Annotated in this window: 17 protein-coding genes; 11 read left to right on the top strand and 6 right to left on the bottom strand. The window is 61.4% G+C overall.

Annotated features, from left to right (window positions below):
• Positions 1-3: 3 nt before the first annotated feature.
• A complete protein-coding gene (locus QMG46_RS17900; RefSeq protein ID WP_281849212.1) occupies positions 4-1,947 on the bottom strand; it encodes an AI-2E family transporter in 1,944 nt (647 codons plus the stop codon).
• A 128-nt stretch (positions 1,948-2,075) separates the two neighbouring features.
• Here QMG46_RS17900 and QMG46_RS17895 point away from each other — a divergent pair, with 128 nt between their 5' ends.
• Positions 2,076-3,548: an efflux transporter outer membrane subunit gene (locus QMG46_RS17895; RefSeq protein ID WP_281849211.1), complete on the top strand. Its 1,473-nt coding sequence runs from the start codon at positions 2,076-2,078 to the stop codon at positions 3,546-3,548.
• Between the two features lie 278 nt (positions 3,549-3,826).
• On the opposite strand, the gene QMG46_RS17890 is transcribed toward QMG46_RS17895, so the two are convergent.
• The 4 genes from QMG46_RS17890 to QMG46_RS17875 all read right to left on the bottom strand — a co-directional run bounded on the left by QMG46_RS17890 (position 3,827) and on the right by QMG46_RS17875 (position 11,250).
• Complete coding sequence (locus tag QMG46_RS17890) at positions 3,827-4,879, bottom strand: hypothetical protein (protein ID WP_281849210.1); 1,053 nt, start codon at positions 4,877-4,879, stop codon at positions 3,827-3,829.
• A gap of 472 nt (positions 4,880-5,351) precedes the next feature.
• On the bottom strand, positions 5,352-6,494 hold the full coding sequence (locus tag QMG46_RS17885; RefSeq protein WP_281849209.1) for a CHASE2 domain-containing protein: 1,143 nt from the start codon (positions 6,492-6,494) through the stop codon (positions 5,352-5,354).
• Between the two features lie 40 nt (positions 6,495-6,534).
• Complete coding sequence (locus QMG46_RS17880) at positions 6,535-8,202, bottom strand: FecR family protein (RefSeq protein WP_281849208.1); 1,668 nt, start codon at positions 8,200-8,202, stop codon at positions 6,535-6,537.
• A gap of 132 nt (positions 8,203-8,334) precedes the next feature.
• On the bottom strand, positions 8,335-11,250 hold the full coding sequence (locus QMG46_RS17875) for an ATP-binding protein (RefSeq protein WP_281849207.1): 2,916 nt from the start codon (positions 11,248-11,250) through the stop codon (positions 8,335-8,337).
• Between the two features lie 120 nt (positions 11,251-11,370).
• Here QMG46_RS17875 and QMG46_RS17870 point away from each other — a divergent pair, with 120 nt between their 5' ends.
• The 9 genes from QMG46_RS17870 to pgaD all read left to right on the top strand — a co-directional run bounded on the left by QMG46_RS17870 (position 11,371) and on the right by pgaD (position 20,846).
• Complete coding sequence (locus QMG46_RS17870; protein WP_281849206.1) at positions 11,371-12,000, top strand: response regulator; 630 nt, start codon at positions 11,371-11,373, stop codon at positions 11,998-12,000.
• 490 nt (positions 12,001-12,490) lie between these two features.
• Complete coding sequence (locus QMG46_RS17865; protein ID WP_281849205.1) at positions 12,491-12,853, top strand: hypothetical protein; 363 nt, start codon at positions 12,491-12,493, stop codon at positions 12,851-12,853.
• 67 nt (positions 12,854-12,920) lie between these two features.
• Positions 12,921-13,181 carry a GlsB/YeaQ/YmgE family stress response membrane protein gene (locus QMG46_RS17860; RefSeq protein WP_281849204.1) on the top strand — a complete coding sequence of 87 codons (261 nt, stop codon included), beginning with the start codon at positions 12,921-12,923 and terminating at the stop codon, positions 13,179-13,181.
• A 19-nt stretch (positions 13,182-13,200) separates the two neighbouring features.
• Positions 13,201-13,653 carry an SRPBCC family protein gene (locus QMG46_RS17855; protein ID WP_281849203.1) on the top strand — a complete coding sequence of 151 codons (453 nt, stop codon included), beginning with the start codon at positions 13,201-13,203 and terminating at the stop codon, positions 13,651-13,653.
• A gap of 259 nt (positions 13,654-13,912) precedes the next feature.
• Complete coding sequence (locus QMG46_RS17850; RefSeq protein ID WP_281849202.1) at positions 13,913-15,046, top strand: GGDEF domain-containing protein; 1,134 nt, start codon at positions 13,913-13,915, stop codon at positions 15,044-15,046.
• Between the two features lie 119 nt (positions 15,047-15,165).
• Entirely contained in the window at positions 15,166-17,253 is a 2,088-nt protein-coding gene (gene pgaA, locus QMG46_RS17845; protein WP_281849201.1) for a poly-beta-1,6 N-acetyl-D-glucosamine export porin PgaA, read from the top strand.
• A 3-nt stretch (positions 17,254-17,256) separates the two neighbouring features.
• Positions 17,257-19,146, top strand: a complete 1,890-nt coding sequence (gene pgaB, locus QMG46_RS17840) for a poly-beta-1,6-N-acetyl-D-glucosamine N-deacetylase PgaB (RefSeq protein ID WP_281849200.1) — start codon at positions 17,257-17,259, stop codon at positions 19,144-19,146.
• Between the two features lie 9 nt (positions 19,147-19,155).
• Positions 19,156-20,403, top strand: coding sequence for a poly-beta-1,6-N-acetyl-D-glucosamine synthase (gene pgaC, locus QMG46_RS17835; RefSeq protein WP_281849199.1), 1,248 nt, complete (start codon positions 19,156-19,158; stop codon positions 20,401-20,403).
• Entirely contained in the window at positions 20,400-20,846 is a 447-nt protein-coding gene (pgaD, locus tag QMG46_RS17830) for a poly-beta-1,6-N-acetyl-D-glucosamine biosynthesis protein PgaD (protein ID WP_281849198.1), read from the top strand. The genes pgaC and pgaD overlap by 4 nt, the downstream gene beginning before the upstream one ends.
• A gap of 4 nt (positions 20,847-20,850) precedes the next feature.
• On the opposite strand, the gene QMG46_RS17825 is transcribed toward pgaD, so the two are convergent.
• Complete coding sequence (locus tag QMG46_RS17825; RefSeq protein ID WP_281849197.1) at positions 20,851-21,111, bottom strand: hypothetical protein; 261 nt, start codon at positions 21,109-21,111, stop codon at positions 20,851-20,853.
• A 449-nt stretch (positions 21,112-21,560) separates the two neighbouring features.
• Here QMG46_RS17825 and QMG46_RS17820 point away from each other — a divergent pair, with 449 nt between their 5' ends.
• Positions 21,561-22,814, top strand: a complete 1,254-nt coding sequence (locus tag QMG46_RS17820; RefSeq protein ID WP_281849196.1) for an efflux RND transporter periplasmic adaptor subunit — start codon at positions 21,561-21,563, stop codon at positions 22,812-22,814.
• Positions 22,815-22,827: the final 13 nt, after the last annotated feature.

Raw genomic sequence — 22,827 nt, 5'->3', positions numbered from 1 at the left:
ATCCTACAGTTCCGGTGCGCCCGGTTGGGTTTTTCGATCGACCTTCGGAAACTGCGCGATCGCCAGTTGAGTGGCGTGTTCAAACGAATGAGTCACGTGGTCGGCGGCGGAGTGATCCAGCGTGAGGTCGGGCCCGGTAAGCAGTTGCGGGAGTAGAACGACGACGATCGGAGTATCGGGAAAGCGGCCACGCATATCGGCGGCGGAAGATACGCTGGCCTTGTTCGAATCGAGCGTGTCGATGCTGACCAGGTACACCATCGATACGCCATCGACAGTGGCGCCTTCGGGAGGATGCTTTTCAAACGCGTCGATTTCTTCCAGCGAGAAGTGTCGTGCATCGATATCCAGATCGCGCAGAATGCGCGCGAGGATTTCCGTGCACAGATCGTCGCCCAGGCCACCCAGGCCGACGCACAGAACTACGGACCTCGGCGCGACTTTCAACGAGCCTTGCCAGCGCCCGCTGGTGCTTTCCCGCTGCTGCCTCAGCACCATTCCCAGGTTGCTGCCTTCCAGTACCGAAGAAGGGCGACGACGCCAGCGCGATAGCGAGCGGTCCTTGCTTCCCAGTGATTCGATCGCGCGGACGATCGCGGTTCGAACGACCACCTGTTGCTGTTGATTGATCACGCCTTGATTGAGATCGCTGCGGGCAAGCTGCAGCGCGGGCAGCAGGACAACATCGCAGTAGGCGGCGAAAGATTTTCTGCGCAGAAAACCACGCGCATCGGCAATGATTTCATCCGAATCGCCGGAGAGCGCGCGTTGATAGAAGCGTTGCGGCATGGTGAGTGCGGGCAGGTCGCCAAGCAGTACATCGAGCAGCATCAGCGCCTTGACGTGCCGCCCGGCGACCACCAGGCATAGCGACAGCGGGGTGGATACGATCAGCCCGACCGGGCCCCACAACCAGCTCCAGAAAATGGCGGCGACCACCACGGCCAGGGGAGACAGGCCGGTGGTATGGCCATAAAGCTGCGGCTCGATGACCTGTCCGACGATCAATTCGACAACCAGATACAGGCCGACGGTCATCAGCATCATCGACCAACCCGGTTCGACCGCGGCTGCCAATATGCCGGCGAAGATCGCCGCCAACCACACACCGACATAGGGAACAAAGCGCAAAAGCGCTGTCATGATGCCCCATAGCGGTGCACTGGGTACGCCGATAAGGGTGAGCCCTATCCAGATCACCACGCCAACGCCGAAGTTGACCGCAAATTGAGATGCAAAGAAGCGCGACAGTCGTGCGCTGGCATCGTTGATCGCCGCAGTGGTCGCACGAAGATCGGTGCCACCTACCAGGCGGATGAAGCGATCTCTCAGCGACTCGTATTCGAGAAGCACGAAGAACAGAACCACCAGTATGATGCCCGCGCTTTGCAGCGGCACCCATATCGACGAGAAGATATGCGTGATGGCCTGCATCGAGTTCGTTCCCGATAGATGCAGCGGTGTCGTATCGTCCGGTACCTCGGTAACTGCGGGGCGATGCGTGTCTTCGACGCGTGGCGAGGACGACGACTTGTCGTCGAAAAGTTGTTGCATCAGGGTCTTGGTCGAACCCTGCATGGCTTCCAGGCGGCCAAGCGAGGCATCGCGCAACGTATGGACTTTTGCCTGGATAGTCGTTTCGTACTGCGGGAGGCTCCTGGCCAGATGGACGACCTGCGAGCCGACCACGGCGGCCAGGTAACCCAGGAAGACGGCGAGGATGAATACCGCCACGAAGACGGACCCGCCGTGCCCCAGGCCGATCTTGCGCAAGCGGCGGACCACCGGGGCCACCAGCAGGCTCAGCAGGATCGCCAGCGTGATCGGGATAAGCACCTCTCTACCCAGATACACCAGGCCCAGCACGGTCGCGCTGGCCATGATCGCGATGGCGCGATACGGCGCGGGCGTTACCGGCGACGGGTCCGAGGCAGACGGCAACGGCATGAGTGACTTCCCCTGGCAGAAGGCTTCATTCTGCCACGGTGGTGCAGGCGGCAGGCGCGGCGCGGCTGCTTGTCCTTACGGCCGACAGGTACCATGTTACGCATGCATGATTGCTCCCGAGTGTCCCCATGATCATCCATAGACCCCTCGTTTCCCGCAGCCTTGGCATCGCCCTCGGCGCCTTGCTGGCCGGATGCGCCAGCAGCGGCCATTTGCAGCCCAGCGGTCACCTGACCGATGCACAAAGCCTCAAGTCCGATCAGAGCCTGGCCGGCGTGCAGCTCAGCCCAACGGCGTGGCCCAAGGAGGATTGGTGGATCGGCTTCGGCGACCCGCAGTTGACGGCGCTCATCAACGAGGCCCTGCAGAACAACCCGAGCCTGGCCATCGCCAGCGCACGCGCGAAACAGGCCCAGGCTGCCGCGCAGGCGGTCGATGCCGGCCGCAAACCCCAAGTTGCGCTGGATGCGGCGATGCTGGGCTCCCGGTTGTCCAGCAAGGATCCGATCTATCCTCCTTATGCGCTCGGTACATTTGTCTGGGCCAAGCAGGCCGATCTCGAACTGTCGTGGGACCTCGATATCTGGGGCGGTCGCCGTGACGCGTGGGAAGCGGCACTCGGACGCAGTCGAGCGGCGGACATCGACGCGCATGCCGCGCGTATCCAGCTGTCGGTGAACGTGGCGCGCACGTATGTGCAACTGAGCTATGCCTTTGCGCTGCGTGATGTCGCCGAACAGGAACTCGCGCGCGCCAAGCAATCGGCGAGCTATACGCATCGGCTGGTCACGGGCGGGCTGCAGCGGCCGCAGCAGCAATATCTGGCCGACTCGCAGGTCGCCAGCGCGGAGCAACAGAAAACCCAGGCGGATCGCGCCATCGATGCGGCGCGCAGCAGCCTTTCGGTTTTGCTGGGGCAGGGGCCGGATCGTGGGCGCACGATCGATCGTCCGACGCTGGTCGACACCGGTGATGTCGTTCTTCCCGACCAGATTTCCATCGACTTGCTTGGGCGCCGCGCCGATCTGGTAGCGGCGCGCTGGCAGGTCGAAGCCGCCGGCAAGGAGATCAAGGCGGCCAAGACGGCCTTTCTTCCCAATATCAGCCTGAGCGCCATGGCGGGCTTTGTCGCGGTGGGCGGCAGCACGAATCTGTTCCAGCTGCCTGCGCGCACATATAGCGTGTCGCCTGCGCTCACGTTACCTATTTTCGACGGCGGCAAGTTGCGCGCGAATCTGGCGGCCAAGGATGCCGGCTACGACGAAGCGGTAGCGCGCTACAACACCTTGCTGGTCAGTGCGGTCAACGATGTTGTCGACCTGGTGTCGGCCGCCGATTCGGTGCGCACGCAGATTACGCAGGAAAAGCGGGCGAAGGACGATGCGCAGAAAAGTTGGAACGATGCGCAAGCGCTCTACAAGGGTGGTTTGACCGATGCGATTACGCCACTGGTAACGCGCCAGCAGTTGTTGCTGACCGAGCAACGGCTTGCCGTGTTGCAGAGTCAGCAGACGGATATTGCCGTTCGACTGATCGAAGCGTTGGGTGGTGGTTATGACGCGTCGGCGCAGACGGCCGAGGTGGCGGCGGAGAGTCATTGAGTTTTGTAGGAGCGATTTCCGTAAACCTCTAGAAACCCTTCCTAATTCGTCATCCCGGCGTAGGCCGGGATCCATTCTCAGTCCTCGCTTGTCAGACAACGTATGGCAAGCATTTACGCTGAAGAGTAGATCCCGGCCTGCGCCGGGATGACGAGAGTGAAATCTGAGGTTATTCGGAGTCAGCCTTCAGTCGCGACTCCCTAACCAATACACATAAAAAAAGCCGAGGGGATCGCTCCCCTCGGCCTCTCACCCAATGATTCCAACTATTAGCCGGTTTAGTTGGTCTCGGGGAACTGGATCGACGGCGTCGAGCCCGATGACGCGGTGCAGGTGCCCAGATTCAAGTTGTTGGTCTCACCCGTCGTACCCGCATTGGACGCGCAGGTCGGGGCCGATGTGCTGCCGTTGCTGACGGCAACCTTCACGGTAATGGAGGAACCGGTGTTGAACTTGGCTTCCGAACCGCCGGCATTACCGACGACGTTGAACTCCGATTGCTTCCATACGGTCGCCAGGTAAAGGACGCTGTCCTTGGCGCTGATGCTATAGGCCTTGGTGCCGTTGGTGAAGGTCACCGTATCGTTGCCGCCCGATACCACGGTACCTGCGAGTTTCAGGTTACCCAGCTGCGTGGCTGCGATATCGGGAGCCGACACGGCGGCGCTGTTCTTGTAGCAATCGCCAGCGCCATCGCTGCCGAACCCGCTGGGGCAGCTGGTGCCACCGTAGCCGATCAGCCAGTACTGCATGAAGACCGCAGCCTGACCGTTGACGTTGTAGTCGGGCGAGTAGATGAACTGCTGCCACACGGTACAGCCGGAATGGCTCTTACAAGCGGCCGTGGTGGAGTTGAAGTTCGAATTGATCTGCAGCGTGTATTCGTTCGGGCCCAGGATGCCGCCACCGCCAAACGCGGCCACACCCACGCCGGTTTCGGACGTGACGCCGGTGACCGAAGGGAAGGTGCCCGTGGTCGTGCTGATCAGGCTCGACGACGAAAGCGCGTAGTCGTGACCGTTGCCGGTGGTCTGCGAAGCACCGCCCTCGGCGAGGCTCAGGTTACGGCGCGAAGGCACCGGCGGTACGGAATGCACGCGTGCCGGCGCAACGTTGCAACCGACCTGCTTCCAGATGATGCTCGGATATTCGGCCTGATAGCACCCTTCCGCTGGCGCAGAGGTATGTGTAATGGTTTCGCGCCAATCGGCGCGCGCTTGAGCTTCGACCTGGTCGACCTGCGCAAGACTCTCGTCACCTGCCTGGGTAGCGAAAGCGGATGGCAGCCAGGCGGCACCCGCCAGGCTGGCTACGATCGCGATCTGAATCATGTAACGCGCCCCACGTTTCATGCTTGATTGCATAACAACCTCTCCCATTAGTAGTTTTTCGACTCCGGACTATCCGAGAGTCGTGACTTCCCCTGAAGCAAAAGCAAAAACGCTCACCATGAATTTATAAACTCATGCGCGCGGCGTTTATTTCGGCCGCACTAATGCAAAGACTGGTTAGTCTTTTCGCAAATAAATTCGATTTTGTGCCATTATGTAATTTCTTGCGCCGCGTCGAATTAAGATATCGCGCGAACAAGAGATATTTCCTTAAAAACCAGCAATTTGCAGTATGTTTGGCACTAATGTAACAACGATTGTGCCCGTCTAATTGTGCTGGTTTTGTGACGTGTAACGGCTTTATGGGATTGAGTAACCGGAGGGAGATCGTCGTCAGAGTTTATTTATTTTTGTGATGGAGCGTAAACGTTTAATGGATAACCTGATATTTATCGATGCCGGTTAATCGGCCTCAGCCGCGCGAGAATCTCGCTGTCCACCAGCACGCCATCAGCCCAATGACAGTCACCGCCAGGCACGTTGCCGGAGGCCACCATACAGATGCGCCGCGCAATAGAAGCAGGCTTGCGACAAGGCTTGCCGGCAACGTTACGAGCGCAACACGCCACAATCGACGGAAGCCCGGCAGACCGTAAAGCAGCAACGGTAACGCGATCAACGCCGCATTCAGTGCCAGCTGGTTGAAGAAATTCAGCGGCGTAATCAAGCGGCCGTCCTGGATGGACTCGAGTATGTTCGCCTGGTATTCGACGCCGGGCATGAGCGGGTTGCCGCCCGAGACCGATGTGTCCAGGCGATCGCCCAGGCCTTCGGCGGTTGCCCCGACCAGCACCCAGCGTCCCTTTAGCAAAGCGGGAGGGACATGTCCGTCCAACACGTCGATGTAAGAGACCTGGTTGAAGCCGCCGATGGGCGCGGCGAAATGCAACATGACGTAGTCGTCGCGCACCCATTGATAAGGCGACCCGTCGCCTTGTTCCGGATTCTGCAAACCCGGTATCGGCACGGACTGCGACTTGTTGCCGAGGTCAAAGAGCGAGAGCGCTAACGCGGACCAGTGCGGTTGCCCCAGGCCTGCCTTCAGATAGACGCCGCGTGTGACGCCGTCCGGGTCCTTGGATGCGTCGACGTGGCCGAATGCGGCCGCGTCGTGCGCGATCACCGGGGCCGGCAGCATTTCTTCCAGCACGCCGCCCAGCTCGGTGGCTTCGGCAAAGACCGGCATGACGACGTGGCCGTTGCGCCCGATGGCCTGTGCAACGGCGAGATCGTCGTCGGGGTGATCCGCATCCGCTTCGGCCATGGTGATATCGATGCCGACGCCGCGCACCCCGGCCGACGTCAGGCGATCGATAAGCTTCGCATGGACCGAGCGAGGCCAGGGCCAGTTGCCGATCTTGGCCAGGCTTTGCGGATCGATCGCCACGATCACCACGTTGTCGCTGGCCGGGTACGACCAGTAGCGCATATGGAAATCGTAGAGAGCGTCATCTGCTCGTTCCGCGATGCCGCTGGCCATCAACAAGGTCACCGCGGAAATACCCGCGAACCAGGTCAAAAGACGTCTGGCGAAAGTCAGCGGATCAAAGTGCATTCAACGTCTCATGGCTTTTAACACCAGCGCTTATAACACCTCAGAGCACCAGCCAAAGCAGCACGACACCGCCTCCCGCTTCGACCCAGCGGCATGCCGTGCATGGAATCCGGGTTCGCTGGATCGGACCCCAGGGACCGGCATAGCCGTCGGTATCGATGGTTTGCACGCGTACATACCACTTGCCGGATGGCAATTTCTTCAGGCTGAGCTGCGGCTCGCTCACAGTGTCGTCCACCAGCAGCTTCGAGAAATCGGTCTTTTGCGAGAGCTGAATATGGTAACGCTGCCCCGGTGTGCCTTCAGGCCAGCTCAGTACCAGATCGCCACGCTCATGCTTGGGCGCACCGGGTTCGGGGGCGGGCGGGTTGGGGACCAGTTCGAACGGCATCGACTTGGTGTACGGGCCGACCTTGCCTTGAGCGTCACGGCTGGCCACGCGCCAGAAGTAGTGGCCATAGGACAGCGATTGCGGCGCGCGCTTGTCGCTGCCGTGGACGGTCTGGTCGTCGGCAAGCAACTGGCCAAAGGCCGGGTCGCTCGATAGCTGCCACACATACGAGGCAGCCTGCTGGCTTTCCGTCCAGCGGAATGTCGGGCGGGCATCGCGAACCTTGCTGTTCGGTTGCGGTTCCAGCACCAGCGGTGGTTGCGGGTTGGCGGCGATCGCCAACAGGCAGGTGGCATCGAGCCCTTCGAGCTGGTTGTTGCCGATGCCGCGCACACGGATCGCGTAGCCGCCATTGCCCAGGTCGGGCAGGTTGATCTTGTTTTCGTCGATGACCTGATCGAGCAGCAAGGCTTCGAACTTGGCGCTCGGTGCGATCTGCACGCGGTAATGCTGTGCGCTCGCCAATGCCGTCCACTGAAATTCAAACGGGACCTGGCTGACCGGCTCCTGCGGGCAGTGCAGTTCGGGCGCCGATAGCAAGGCCTCGGGCTGGCCGGGCGCGGCGTTGCCGGAGGTGGCTACGCCCAGGCCCGTCTTGACCATCACGTGGCGCTTGTCGTTGCCGACATCGACGCGCCCGGAGACCACTTCGGTTCGCGCGGTGCCATCGTCGGCATTGGCGACAACGCGGAAATGCGTACCGCGTACGCTGGAGATCGTGTTGGGCGTGGATACGCTGAAGCGTGCCGCGTTACCGTTCAGCGGGATGACGTCGCTGTTGATGCGCCCGCGCTTGAGCCGCATGCGCGTGTCGACCATGCCGGTGCCGCCGTATTCGCTGAGGCGGTCCAGCGACAATTCGCTGTCGCTCTGCATAAGCACGTGCGAACCGTCGGCCAGTTCGAGCGTGAGGCTGGCACCAGCGAGCGTGACCAGGTCGGTGCCGAAACCCACCGACATGTCCTTGACCACAGGGATCGCCTGCGCGGCATCGGCGGGCTTGGCCGTGGCGTTGCCGATAACGGCGATGATCTTCGCGGGAGCGGGTCGCAGGCGCAGCCACGCTACGGGGACATGCATGGTCATCCCCGGCGGCAGATGCAACGGATCGGCAACGTTGTTATAGCCCTGCAGCTTCTGCCAGGGCACGTCGGGCTTCAGAAAGCGGGCGGCCAGATCCCAGATATTGTCCCCCGGACGCACGCGATAGCTCCAATCGGCCGTCGGCGCTGCGAAAGCGGGTATGAACATGGCCGCGAGCGATGCGGCTACCAGCCATTTGCCAAGCTGACACCGTCCCCTAGTGCGGTATGACATGTAAATCCTCAACTGTTGCGCCCCCAGAAGCGCTGCCGCACGTCCTCCCTGGCCAAGGATCGTCCGGATCCCTAGGCAAAGTTGCGGCTTTCAGCAAGGGCTATTGTCTCGAACTGTGATGGAAATAGCTATTTAGGGGGTTGCGGCAGGTGGGTGGGCATTAAGTTTTATAAGAAACTTCTCGGTTTCCTGGGCGAATCCGGGCAGCTCCGGCAGGGCCTGAGACCCATGTTCCCCGTTCAGGGCCAGCAGCAGTCGCCGGCCTTCCTCCATCAGCGCGCCGTCCTCGTTGAAAAGCTGCAAGGCTCCGAGCAGGCGATGCAAGGCCAGCGATGCGGCCGCGCTATCGCCTTCGGCGACGCAGCGCGCGAGCTCGCGAAGGTCGTCCCGACTGGCGTTGGTAAACATATGCAACATCTGCGAACGGAAGGCATCATCGGCGCCCATGACACCGGAATATCCGTGCGCTTGGGTGGGCAGTTCGATGGCCCGATCCGGCAGCCATTGACCGAGCTTCCGGCTGAGCGGCAGCAGCTGCAGGGGTTTGCTGAGCACGTCGTCCATGCCCGCGTCCCGCGCCTTGATCGCTTCGCCACCCAGGGCGTTGGCCGTCATTGCGACAATCGGCAGCCGGCGTTGGCCTGGTGCAGCCGCTTCATGGCGACGCCATGCCGACGCGAGTTCGTAGCCGCTCATCGTGGGCATGTTGCAGTCGGTGAGGAGCAGGTCGTAGTCGCCGCCGGACAAGGCTTCATAGGCATCCTGTCCGTTGTCCACGATATCGCAGGTGAGCCCGAGCAGGGCGAGCTGGCGGCCGATCAGTTGCTGGCTGATGGGGTGATCTTCAGCGACCAGGACGTGGCCGCGATGAAGCGGCAGATCCGCCTGTGCCGTGGCCAGCAGGTTCGAGTCAGGCAGCGGAGCCTGGTCGATAGCCGTTCCTGGCGATGCGGTCGGTTGTTCCAGGGCTGCATCCAGTTCGAGCGAGACCATGCAGGCACGGATCAACGATTGCCAGCGCAGCGGGTTCGCGCTCAGCAGGACACGGCCATTCGCCGTTTCGACGCCCATGCCGCGGAGCGGCTCGCCGGTGACCGCGACCACGTGAGCGCTGACCTGGGTGGCGCTGGCCTGATCGAGCGGATCGATAAACAGCAGGCTCGCTGCCATGCCTTCGCGCAGCGGCTGCGAGGGGGGCGCGTTCTCGACACTGACGCCTAACGATTTGAGCGATTCGCAAAGTGCCGTGGCGGTGTCATCCGAACCGAGACGCACGATAGCGTGGCGTCCACGCAAGTTTGCCGGTGTTGCTGCTTCGCGTTGAACGATCGATAGGCGCAGATCGAGCATGACGGTGGTTCCCGCACCGGGCTCGCTGCTCAGTTCGATGCTGCCATCCATCAATTGCGCCAGATGACGGCAGATAGCCAGGCCCAGACCGGTGCCGCCGTAGCGGCGACTCGTCCATGCTTCGGCCTGGGTAAAGGGATTGAAGAGGGTGGCTTGCCGGTCCTTGGCGATGCCGATACCGGTATCGGTGACACTCAGGCGTAGACGCTGATGCGAGCCATCGTCGCCCAGCAGCATAAGACGTACGGAAACGCTGCCGCGTTCGGTGAACTTGGTGGCGTTGTTCACCAGATTGAGCAGAATCTGCCTGAGGCGAACGCTGTCGCCGCGCAGCGCGCCGGCAACGCCGGTATCGATGGATATGCGTACGCTCAATCCCTTCTTCTGAGCCGACGAGGCCATCACGTTCATCACGCTGTCGATCAACGCGCGTGGTTCGAAAGCGGTTTCGTCCAGGCGCAGGTCGCCCGCTTCCAGCTTGGAGAAATCCAGGATGTCGTTGAGTATCTGAAGTAACACGCTGGCGGAGTCTTCGACGGCGCGCAGGAGTTCGCGCTGCTCCGCATTGATCGGTGTATGGCCCAGCAATTCCAGCATGCCGATCACGCCATTCATCGGCGTGCGGATCTCGTGGCTCATGGTGGCCAGGAAATCCGCCTTGGCCTTGGAGGCGCGCTCGGCGACATCGCGTGCGATCCGCAGCGTTTCGTTGCGAAGATTGAGTTCGGTCGTGTCGATGAAGCAGCCCAGCAGACGCAGATCGCCGCTTGGCATCCGCTGTGGGGCGAGCATGGCGTGGATCCAGCGCAATCCTTCCTGGCCGAAGGCGCGAAAATCGAGCGATCGCAGCTGCATATCGCCGTTGGCGGACATGAAGGCATCGAAAGCCGGCAAGTCGTCCGGATGGACCCGATCATGGAGCGCGCGTTCGCGCAGCACCTCGCCCGATTCGACCAGATCGGCGACGCCCAGGCCGAACAGCGCGTGCATGTCGCCTGCGGCAAAGACCAGCCGATGCACATTCCGAGCATCGACGGCGCGCGTGAAAATCACCAGGGGAATGTGTTGCGCGATCTCGCGCAGGCGAAGTTCCGTGGAGCGCGCCGCTTGCTCGGCAGCATGGAACTCGGTCACCTCAAACAACGAGCTGGTGAAACCGTCAGGCTCGCCGCCAGGGCTGAGCAGGAGCTTGTTCAGGACGACCGCCGCGCGTGTTCGTCCGGCGTCGTCTGTGTAACTTATCTCGTGACGATAGCCATCGACGCCCGCTTGCAACGTTTGCGCGATGTGCCGATCGTCCATGGTCGCCATCAGGGCATCGAAGGCCGGCCGGTCGCGCTGGCAAGCTGTATTGGCGCTCCGGCAGGTGCCATCGAGGTGATGCACGGCGACTGGGAAGGGCAGTGCATTGAGGGTTTCTTCGGAAAAAAAGCGTTGGCCGGCCAGTTCGGCCTGCAAGGCCTTTGCATTGCGATCCCTACGCTGCAGGAGCCAGGTAAGCATCAGCCCTACCAGGGCTGTGGCCAACAACAGACCGGCCAAAGCCAGAGTCACAGGGGTGATGGGAACCGCCCGGTTGTCCACCCAGGCTGCCGTGGACGCGTTGTCCAGCACAGCCGCCAACCACCCCGAGTGGTCCGGCATCAGTCCTTGGAGGGCAAGGTAATCATTCGGCGGCACTGTCGTGGTCGATCCCATGTAATAAGCTGCTGCGTGGAGAATACCGGGTGCTACGACTCCTGTTCGAGTCCAGGACAAAGGGAACACGGTTGAATCCAGGATGTCGAGGACGTTGCAGTTGCAGGGTAAGGAGGGTGTGTGAGGATCATTATTTCCGACGACCATCCGGTGGTTCTGGCCGGGCTCAAGGCATCGCTACAGGCTTATGGCGACCGCTTCACCGTTGTCGGCGAGGCCTATAGCGGGCCGGAGCTGGTTTCGTTGGTTTCGCGGGTTCCCTGCGATCTGCTGATCACCGATTTTTCCATGCCGGGCAGCCACCCCGCCAGTGATGGCCTGAGCATGCTGCGGCAGTTGCGCGAAGCCAGTCCACAACTGCCTATCCTGGTGTTGACCATGCTCAGCAACCCCGGCCTCATCCAGGGCATGATCGCCGCTGGTGTGCGTGGCGTGGTGGACAAGATGGCGGGCACCAAGGAGTTGATGCTCGCGATCGATGCGATTCGTGCCGGCCGTACTTATCTGAGCGAGCGTACGCGTCGCCAGATCGAAGGCACCACCACGCCCACCGATGAGCACGGGCCGATTTCTCCACGCGAGGCGGAAATCGTTCGCTTTCTTGCTGAGGGGCTTACCGTGTCGGAGATTGCGCGGCGTACCGGCCGCAGCGTGAAGACGATCAGTCAGCAGAAGCGCGACGCTATGCGCAAGCTTGGGCTGGAGAGTGACAAGCAGTTGTTTGAGTATGCTCGGTCGCTTGGGTCTTAGTTCTATTCTAAGAGCGCCCCCTCACCCCAGCCCTCTCCCCCGGCAAGCCAGGGGAGAGGGAGCTAAGTTGCGCAGGTGCGAAATACTGAAGTTGCCTCAGTAGGCTCCCTCTCCCCTGGCTTCGCCGGGGGAGAGGGTTGGGGTGAGGGGGCGCTCTTGGTTCATGGCGACACACCCCCTTTTTCAGCGCCTAGGACTTTTCCGATTCCAAGCGCGCCCCCGCTAGCCCACATTACGCATCAAGACGATGCAGCGGCCGCTCGACCTGGCCGCGGCACCTGCCTTCCCGCATACCAGGGATGTGTATGTGTCGGTGAGCACGCCGACGACCAACCGACCTCCGCCCCCTTGGTTCGGTTTGTTGGGAACTTTATTGGGTGAAGGGGTGAGCTTGGGGTATTGCCGTTTGATGCACCCGCCAGCCCATCGCCATCCTTTTCGTTTTCCCGGCCACGGAGGGTCGGGAAACGATTCCTGGTTTCTTATGACCGTGTCCAATCAACGACCTTCGCTTATCGACATCTTGAGGCATATCGCCAGTGGCGTTGCGCCCATGCCTGGCCACGCCGGTTCGCCGGCGCGGGAAGCGGGCGAGATAGTCATGAAGCGCGAACTGGCCGATCTGCTCACGGCGATCGATCCGGACGATCGAGCATCGTTGGAAAACATCCGGTTGCCCATGCTGCGAAAAATCTTGCTTGCGGAGTGGGGCGAGCTGGCGCTGTCCGACCCGTCCATGCAGGTCATGTTGCGGGCCGCCGATCGCCTGGTCGCGGTCGATCCGAAAATGCAGGAGACGTTGCGTCGCGCGGTCATCGCGCTCAAGTCGCAGCAGCGCGTCGCCGAGACGTGACACGCACACGATAACCAAGGCATCGGTTTCGAACTTCATACACATCACCATCGACGGAGCAGGGAACATGGCAGCACATGGCATCATCGTCTGGATCATCATCGGTGCCGTCGCCGGCTGGCTGGCGGGTTTGCTGGTAAAAGGCGGCGGATTCGGTCTGTTTGCCGATATCGCGGTCGGCATCGTTGGTGCCTTTGTTGGCGGCTGGCTTGCCGGGTTGCTTGGGATCGGCGTGAGCGCCGGCCTGTTCGGTTCGATCATTACTGCCACCATCGGCGCTGTGGTGCTTTTGCTGGCGCTGCGTGCCATCAAGGTTCTGGTCAAGTAACGCCGGCACCTTGCCTCGCATGAAGATATCCCACGGGCAAGATGCATTCTTGCCCAGAGATCCTGTGCAGGTGTTCAGGGTCATCGATGATTTTTCCTCGACGCATCAATGGTTGAACCGTTGCATTCGGCTTCAACGATCGGGTGATGGGGAAAATCGGGTGGGTGACCCGCTGAAGTTTTTCTACCAGGGTGTCGCTCGCGATGGCGTGATGCCCGGTGTGATCGTTTCCAGGCGGCCATTTGAAAACCTCGCTTGCGAGTATGTGGCACGCCGGTTCAGGGTGTTGGTCGACTTCTCGATGCGACCGCATGGAAACGGTACCTACCTGACCCACACTATCGACATCACGGCGCGCTCGCCTCTGGTACGACTGGTGGCACCGTTGATCAGGCGCGCGGTCAGCAAGCAAGTAGGCAATGCGGTGACAGGTCTGAGGGCGTACTTGCTGCGGACTCACGCCATCGAGTAGCAGTTACCGGGCCATATCTTTGTTGTCCTAGGACTTTTCTGATTCAAAGCGCTGACCGACACGAGCATATTTGTGCAATGTCGAGTGATTCGACGGGTTCGGCCTCACGCGATACGAGCCTGTCGGGCGTCGACACCATCCGTACGTAGAGGGCAGGTCAGCCCTTTCTTGTTCGTGTAGTCGCTGGCACCAGGGCTTCAAGATCGTACTTGAATTCATGGCGACCCAGGGGGAAGCAATGAGAAAGATGTATCGACAAATGAACGACGCGCTGCCGATTCGCCTCGTGGCCTCGTCGACACCTGTGCTTGCTACCAAGAACGATAACCTCGTCCACGGCGGCAAGGCTACGCCTCTGCATGTCGCCGCGAGCACGCAGCCGGTCACGCCGAGTGCGATGACGCTGTCCGACCGTGCGGCGCGCAGTGAAGGCTCCAGCGGGCAACGCGAAGGCTGGATCGAAGACAGGACGCTGTTGTTCGATGCTTCCTTGAAAGCGGTTTACGACACCTTTCCCATGCCGATCGGCCTGATCGGTCGCGATGGCCGCTACATCGTGGTCAACACCGCCTACGCGGCCATCCATGAGCTGGAGCCGGCCCAACTGATCGGCAACCGTGTCGAAAACTTCGTGCCCGGCGCGCTTGCACAATTGCGTCAGGATCTGGCTGTACTCGATGCGGGGCTCAGGGTGGCCGATCGCGAAATTGCCTGGAAGGAACGTGTCTTCCACGAGCTGATTCAGCCGGTGAAGAATTCCGATGGGCAGGTGCTGGCGCTTACCTCGACGCTGGTCGATATCACCTCGCGCAAGCAGGCCGAGCGCGTACTGGAAAAAAATCATCGTCGCTGGCAGTTCCACGCCAGCCACGACCATCTCACCGGGCTGCCCAACCGCCGTCACATCGACGAGGCGATCGATCAGCAGCTTCGTCGTTCCGTCCAGGATGCGACGCCGTTGTCGGTCTTGATGATCGACGTGGACATGTTCAAGGATTACAACGATCACGTCGGGCATCTGCAGGGCGATCAATGCCTGCGTGCCATCGCCAAGCAGTTGCGCCAGGTCATGCGGCGCAGCAGCGATGTGATGGGCCGCTACGGTGGCGAAGAGTTCATGGCGGTGTTGCCGGGCACCGGTGCCGCGCATGGGCTGCGTATCGCACTCAATGCATTGCAGGAGGTCCGTAACCTGCAGCTGAAGCATCCAACCAGTCCGTATGGATGCGTCACGTTGAGCATCGGCGTGGCGACGTTCGACGACTTCACGCGCAAGGCGAGCGTGGCGCAGCAGCGCAGCGAGCTGCTCGGCCAGGCCGATCGCGCGCTGTACACCGCCAAGGCGCAGGGCCGCAATACCGTCTGTGCCCATCCCTCGACGCACCGTCCCTAGCCAGGGATGCCGGGCCGATTCGGCCCGGCCTTGATGCCGCGCAGGCGCTGCGCACCATCAACACAGCGAAAACATCTGCGGTCGTGCCGCAGAACTTTAGCCATGGACGTCGTACTCGCATGACCGTTGTTGCACCACGTTCTAAACCGATCGCCTGTCGCTTGGGCCTGGCCGTATCCATGGCCGTGCTGTTCGGTAGCAGTACATTCTGCCGAGCCGCAGATGCAGCCGCCGTCGTTGCGCCAGCCTCGCGCGACGCCGTGCTCGCTCATGCTCGCGAATTGCAAACGCAAGGGCGCCGCATCGAAGCACTGTCTGCATGCCAGGCCGTCCTGCAGCGCTGGCCGGACGATCCGGCGGCGAAGCTGCTGCGTGTGCGTCTATTGTCGGACCTGGGCGCCGCGACGCAGGCCCTGCAACTTGCTCGTTCGCTGGATCCGGCGCTTGCACCCGACGAGATGGCGCGTCTGGAAGCAAATGCCGCGGCACATCAGACCACATGGGCCGCCTGGGTCAACGAAAATCCCCGCCGCCCTTACGTCGAAGCCGACCGCGCCGTACAGAGTCTGCAACTGACAGCGGAACACTATGACTCGCGTATTCCGGGACTGGACGAGCGACTTGCGGCCGATCGCTTGATGGCCTATGCGCAGGCACAACGAAACTCCGATGCCGCGCACGAGTTCGACCGCATGCGTCAATCCGGTCAAGCGGTTCCCGCGTATGCGCAGACAGCCGTGGCTAATGCGTTGCTGGACGTACGCCGTCCTGAAGCGGCCATACCGCTGTTCGAACAAGCCATACACAATCATCCGGGCGTCTATGCGGAGTCGGAAACCGATCCGAGGATCGGATTGATGCACGCGTATCTGGAGGCGGGGCGGCCCAGGGACGCGCTCGCCCTGATCGACACGATGTCGAGCAGCCAACCCGCGTGGCTGCCTTCGCCGGGATCGTCCAAGCCAGTTCCCAATCCGCACCGTAGTGAGGCGGAGCTGAGTGCTGCCCAGGCACGGCTTTATCTGGAACTGCTGGCAGATGCATCGCAACGTGTGGAGGGACTGGTATCGCGCGCTCCGGCCAATGCTACTTATTGGCGCGAATGGGCCAAGGTGCAGCGTGCGCGCGGTTGGCCGCGCAGATCGGAGGATGCCGATACGATCGCGGCCGGTCTCGATCCGGAAGACATGGGCGCACGGCTTGGAGCCATCGATGCCTGGCGCGATATCGGCGACTTTGCGCCGGTCGAACCTGCCTTGCGTGATGTCGAGCAAGTCATGCCGCGCGATCAGCAGGTGATCGAAACGCGCCGCGAATGGGATCGTCAGCGCGGCTGGCAGTTCGACCTCGAACACGAGCGCGGGCAGGGCGGCGCGATCCGTTTCGGCAATGACGACCACGAGACGCAGGCGACCCTGCAGAGTCCCTTGTTCGACGATCACTGGCGCATCTACGCGCTCGCCCAGCTGGCCGATGCTTCGCTCGAAGAAGGGCATGCACAACGCGACCGTGCCGGGCTCGGCGCACGTTTTTATATGCGCGACCTGGAGGCCTATATGCAGTTGCTGCCGGGCGTGGCCGGGCAGGCGCATGGGACGGCATGGGAAAGCGGTGTTCGCTGGAACGCCAACGACTACTGGTTGTTTGGCCTGGCATGGAGCAATAAGGGTGACACGACGGTACCGCTCCAGGCCGGTTATTACGGCGTCACGGCAACGACGTGGAATGCGGATGTGCGTTGGCGCGCCAGCGAGCTGACCTCGGTCGGCATCGATGCGACACGCAGCCGCTTCACTGACCATAACCGGCGCACCGATTGGCAGGTCGACTTGCAACAGCGGCTGCATACGGCAGCCTTCTTTACGCTAGATGGCGGGCTGGAGCTCGGGCAAACCCGCAACGACCTCAGCTCGGTGTCGTACTACAGCCCTTCGCGTGCGCGTTGGGCCACGCTTTCTGGCCGGCTGAAAAGCGCCCTGTACCAGCACTACGAGACGCAATGGCGGCAACAGATCGATGTTGCAGTAGGTACTTATCAAGAGCGCTCTTATCAAAGCGGCTGGATGGCAAGCATCCAGTACGGACAGGTGTTTACGCCGCGAGGCGGGCGCACTTATGGATGGAGCCTCGGATGGGCGAGCCAACCGTATGCGGGCAGGCGCGAAACGCGTGTCACGCTCGATTTGAAAATGCATTGGGGAGAATGACGCGTGCGCCGGATTGCGATATTCGCTTTCGTAGCGATTTCATTATGGTTCCTGGCGACGCTGGCCGATGCGGAGACTCCGGCTGCGGTTGTGCCAGTCCAGAACGCTGCATCCGACGTGATTGTTCTCAACTATCACGACGTGCGTGACGACATTCGCGACGCCGGACCCAAGGACAGCACTGCGATCAGTACGGATCATCTGATTGCGCATTTCGACTGGCTGCGCGCCAACGGCTTTCATATGGTCAGTCTGGACGATGTGGTCGCCGCCCGGCAGGGAAGGCGTGCGTTGCCCGCCAAGGCGGTGCTGCTGACCTTTGACGACGGGCTGGTCAGCTTCTACACGCATGTGTATCCGCTATTGCAGGCCTATGGCTATCCGGCGCTTTTCGCGCTCGAAGGCTCCTGGATGGATTTGCCCGAGGGCCAGCGCTTCGACTACAACGGCACGCTTTGCGGGCATGAATGTTTTGTCAGTTGGGCGCAGGTGCGTGAGATGCAGTCGTCCGGCCTGGTGGAGCTGGCCTCGCACACCTACGATCTTCACCATGGGATCGATGCCAACCCACAGGACAACCAGATGCCGGCCGTGGTCAGCCTTGGCTACGATCCTGCCCGGCAACACTATGCGGATGTGGCGGCGTACCGCGCGCGTATTCATGACGATCTCCAACGAAGCGCGGATGAAATAGAGCATGAGACCGGCCGACGGCCGCGTGCCATCGTGTGGCCCTATGGCGCCTATAGCCAGATTGCGGTGGCGCAAGCCAAAGCCGTCGGCCTGGATGTTTCGCTGAGCCTGGCGACAGATCGACCGATTGCCGACGGCACCATTGCGCGCTTGCTGGTGGCCGACAACATCGGCACGGATGGATTGGCGGCACTGATCTACCAACGCAGGCAGCGCGAAGCCCAGCGTATCGTGCAAGTCGATCTCGACTACGTCTACGACAAGGATCCGCAGCAACAGGAGAAGAATCTCTCCGCGTTGTTGGAGCGCATCAAACGCCTGCGCCCCACCCAGGTCTGGTTGCAAGCCTATGCCGACCCCGATGGGGATGGGGTGGCCGATGCGGTGTATTTTCCTAATCGGCATCTGCCGATGCGCGCGGACCTGTTCTCGCGCGTGTCGTGGCAGTTGCATACGCGCGCCGAGGTTCAGGTGTATGCGTGGATGCCGGTATTGGCCTTTCACCTTCCCGACGCAGCGGCGTTGCCCGCGCTCGGCCATGGCAGCAAGGACAAGGACCATTATCGGCTGGCGCCGTGGGACGCGCGCGTTCGCGAAACGATCGGTGACGTCTACGAGGATCTGGCGATGCAGGCGCCGCTGGACGGCATTCTGTTTTCGGACGATGCCTATATCCGGGATACGGACGTGTTGGGCCCATGGGCCGGCAGCACGCCAGGCCAGCGCACGCAGTATCTGATCGCTTTCACCGATGAGCTGACCCGTCGCGTTCGCCAGTGGCATCCGCAGGCGCTCACCGCGCGAAATCTGTATGCGCGGCCTGTGCTCGATCCACGCTCGGAGGCATGGTTTGCGCAGAACCTGGCGGCGTTCAACGCCGCCTATGACTACACCGGCCTGATGGCCATGCCTCAGCTGGACCAGGAGCGCGCGAGCGACGCATGGTTCGAACGACTCGCCACCGCCGTGGCGGCGCAGCCCGGCGCGATGGAACGCACTGTCTTCGAGCTGGCCGCGGTCGACTGGCGCAGCGGAAAACCTGTGCCCGAGAAAACCATGGGCGCGCGCATGCGTCTGCTGCTCGCCAAAGGAGCGCGACATATCGCGTATTACCCCGATGACTTCGTGATCGATCGTCCCACACTGGAAGCGATTCGGCCGTATATCTCGGCAGCCACGTACCCCTACCCGGAACCATGAGGACGTTTCATGCGTGACATCGTCGCATGGCTATTCGATTTTGCGTTCTACTATCCGCTGATCATGTCGTTCGCCTGGATCAGCGGGAGCCTGGTGTATTACTTCCGTTGGGAACGTAAATCGCCGCAACGGGTCAAGCCGCCGGAGCTTGGCGATTATCCCTTCGTCACGCTGATCGTGCCCTGCCACAACGAAGGCGAGCAGGTCAGGGAGACCATTTCGCAACTCGATGCGCAAAAGTATCCGCATTTTGAAATCATCGCGGTCAACGACGGCTCCAGCGACGACACCGGTGCGCAGCTGGATGCGTTGCTGAACGAATTTCCGCGTCTTCGTGTCATTCACTTCGCGAGCAATCAGGGCAAGGCGATGGGGCTGCGCATGGCTGCGATGGCCGCCAAGGGCGAGTTTCTTGTTTGCATCGACGGCGATGCGTTGTTGGATGACTACGCCACGCATTGGCTGATGCGGCATATGATCAGCTCTCCGCGCGTGGGTTCAGTGACGGGCAACCCGCGTATTCGCAACCGGTCCACGTTGCTGGGCAAGCTGCAGGTTGGCGAGTTCTCGTCGATCATTGGTCTGATCAAGCGTGCGCAGCGGGTATACGGACGCGTCTTCACGGTATCGGGCGTGATTGCCTGCTTTCGAAAGAGTGCGCTGCACGATGTCGGTTACTGGAGCACTGACATGGTGACCGAAGATATCGACATCAGTTGGCGCTTGCAGATGCGTTCATGGGATATCCGCTACGAACCCAATGCGATCTGCTGGATCCTCATGCCCGAAACCTTGCGTGGGCTGTGGAAGCAGCGTTTGCGCTGGGCACAGGGCGGGGTGGAGGTGATCCTGCGTTATGCCGGCGATCTGCTTAGCTGGCGCAAGCGCAGAAAGTGGTTCGTCGCCATGGAGTACCTGCTCAGCGTGCTGTGGGCCTATTCGATGCTTGGCATCGTTGCGCTGTGGATGCTTGGTTTGTTCATTCCCATGCCGCCCTACCTTTACGTCGCGACGCTCTTCCCGCAATGGCATGGCGTGATGCTGGGTATCGTCTGCCTGATCCAGTTCGCCATCAGCAGCCTGATCGATCGTCGTTACGAGGCGCGCGTCGGGCGCAACTACTACTGGATGATCTGGTACCCACTGGCCTACTGGATCATCAGCGCGGCAACCACCGTAGTCGCGCTGCCCAAGGCGCTGCTCAAGCGCAAGGGTACGCGAGCTGTCTGGGTCAGTCCGGACCGGGGTGTGCGATGAGAGCCGAAGCGATCCTGATCCAGCGGCAGACCCGGCCACGCCACGCACGCAATGCGTTCTTCGCATTGATTACGTTTGTGGCCTGGCTTGTCTGGGGTGTGCTGTGGTTGCCGATGATTACGCTGGTCGCCTGGTCGGCGGGGTTGCGCAACGGCTATATCGAGCTGGTCGTGCGGGAGCACGGCAAGGGTTGGCATGATCTTGTCAGCATTCTGTTTATCGCTGCGGTGTGCGCTGTCATTACGCTGCTATGGTCCGGCTATAACCGCCTGCGTTACGGCAGTTTGACCCGCCGCAGGACTCCGACTGCCGTGACGCGTGAAGCGATGGCCAGGTCGCTCAAGGTCCGGACGACGACGGCTGGGGAATTGCGTTCTCAAAGGCGCGTGGTGTTGCAGTTTCTGCAGGACGATAGCGTGACGCATGGGGTCGACTCGCGTTGATGGGTCACCCCGACATGGCGCCCCCGCTGTTTTCGTTGCCGTTGGCCTTGCGCAGGATTGCCAGCGCCTCTTGAAAGATGGCGGGGACCGGGCCGGGGATGTCTTTGCTTTCCTGCGACTGGATGGCAGCGAGATCGCCCTCGACGCCAGCGATCAACGTATGGATCAGCCCTGGATGTTGCCCATTCAGATGCTGCAGCAAGTTTCCCAGGATGTAGCTGCACGCATAGGCTTTGGCATCTGCGCGACTGAGTTCCGTGCTCATGGAGATTTCCGGTGGATGGGGCGTGAGGTAAGCGGGTGTCGCGACTGAAGTCGCTCCTACAAACTAGCCGTGCCTGGCCAAGCTTGTAGGAGCGACTTCAGTCGCGACCGCACCCTGCAATATAACCCGGCCCCATCACCAGGAATTGACAGCATGCGTCCATATAGTGCGCCGATGGCCGCGCCGTAAAAGGACATTGCCACGCTAGCCAGTTTGGGCAGGCGTTAAGCCATAGTTCGGGTCAGGACCTCCCAACCCCAGCTGCTCAGTCACCACCAGGGCAGGATTCAAGGTGACGAGATCGCATGCTCTTGCGTCAACCGCGTGAGTCGATGAGCCGTTAAATCCACTTTGGCAATTTTGCTGACGATGTTTCTTTCCCCAGGGAAGCATTGCTTTCACAAGTGGTCGTGCCGTCGTAGCGAGACGCGTCCATCAGGAGATGGTTTATGAGTGGCGTTTCCCAATCAGCTCGCCCCGTTCGCAAGAGGCGCGGGCTGTTCGTCGTTGTTGTGATTGTCGTCGTTGCCGTGATCGCCCTGATCGTGGTTCATCTTATGGGCGCCAAGAAGACCAGGGTTGGCACACCCCCGCAGGTGGTCAGTGCGGCCAAGGCAACGCAGGGCGAGATGCCTGAAATTCTCAATGCCCTGGGTACCGTGACGCCGACGGCCACCGTCAACGTCCTGCCGCAGCTGAGCGGCTACCTGACGGCGGTGGGCTACCAGGAAGGCCAGGACGTGGAGAAAGGCCAGTTCCTGGCCCAGATCGATCCGCGGCAATACGAAATCAGCAAGCAGCAGGCCCAGGCTCAATTGGCCAAGGACGAGGCAAGCCTCGCCCAGGCACGTTCCGACCTGGCCCGCTTCACGCAGTTGAACCAGCAGAAATCGATCGCCGAACAGACCTATGTGGACCAGAAGTTCACCGTCCAGCAGGACGAGGCAGCGGTGAAATCCGATAAGGCCAACATCGCGCAGTTCGATCTGGACCTTGCCTATTGCCACATCACCGCGCCAGTGGCCGGGCGTGTGGGCCTGCGCCTGGTCGATCCGGGCAATTACGTCACGCAGTCGAGTTCACCGGGCATTGTGACCATTACCACCATCAAGCCGACGACGGTGCAGTTCACGGTGCCGCAGAACGCATTGAACAAGGTACTGCAGCGCTTCGGTTCGGGCGCCAAGCTGGCGGTTACCGCTTTCAGCAGCGACAACAGCAAACAGATCGCCACCGGTACCTTGTATGCGCTAGGTAACCAGATGGCCACCGCCACCGGCACGGTGACGTTGCGCGCCACGTTCCCCAATGACGACGAGGCGCTGTTTCCGAACGAATTCGTCAACGTGACCCTGCTGGTCGACACACTGCAGAAAGCGGTGCTGGTGCCCACACCTGCTGTGCAGAGTGGTGCACCCGGCGATTACGTCTATCTGGTCAATGACGATCAGACGGTCTCTGTACACAAGGTGACGCTCGGTCCCAGCGACGGCAAGAACACGGTCATTGCATCCGGTCTCGCCGTCGGACAGACCGTCGTTACCGACGGCATGGACCGCTTGAGCGACGGCGCCAAGATCAAGCTTGCCGGTACGAGGCCGGCCGGTGCGGGCAGTGCTCCGGCATCTGCCTCATCGGCACAAGGCCCAACGCAGATGCATGCGCACAAGCGCGGTAACGCCACCGCTACGTCAGCTTCGTAAGCGGCGGATACCA

It is taken from the genome of Dyella sp. GSA-30 (assembly GCF_027924605.1).
In the GTDB taxonomy this organism is placed as follows: Bacteria; Pseudomonadota; Gammaproteobacteria; order Xanthomonadales; family Rhodanobacteraceae; genus GSA-30.
The sequence above is the reverse complement of the archived record's forward strand: the minus strand, read 5'-3'. Positions and strand labels throughout refer to the sequence as shown.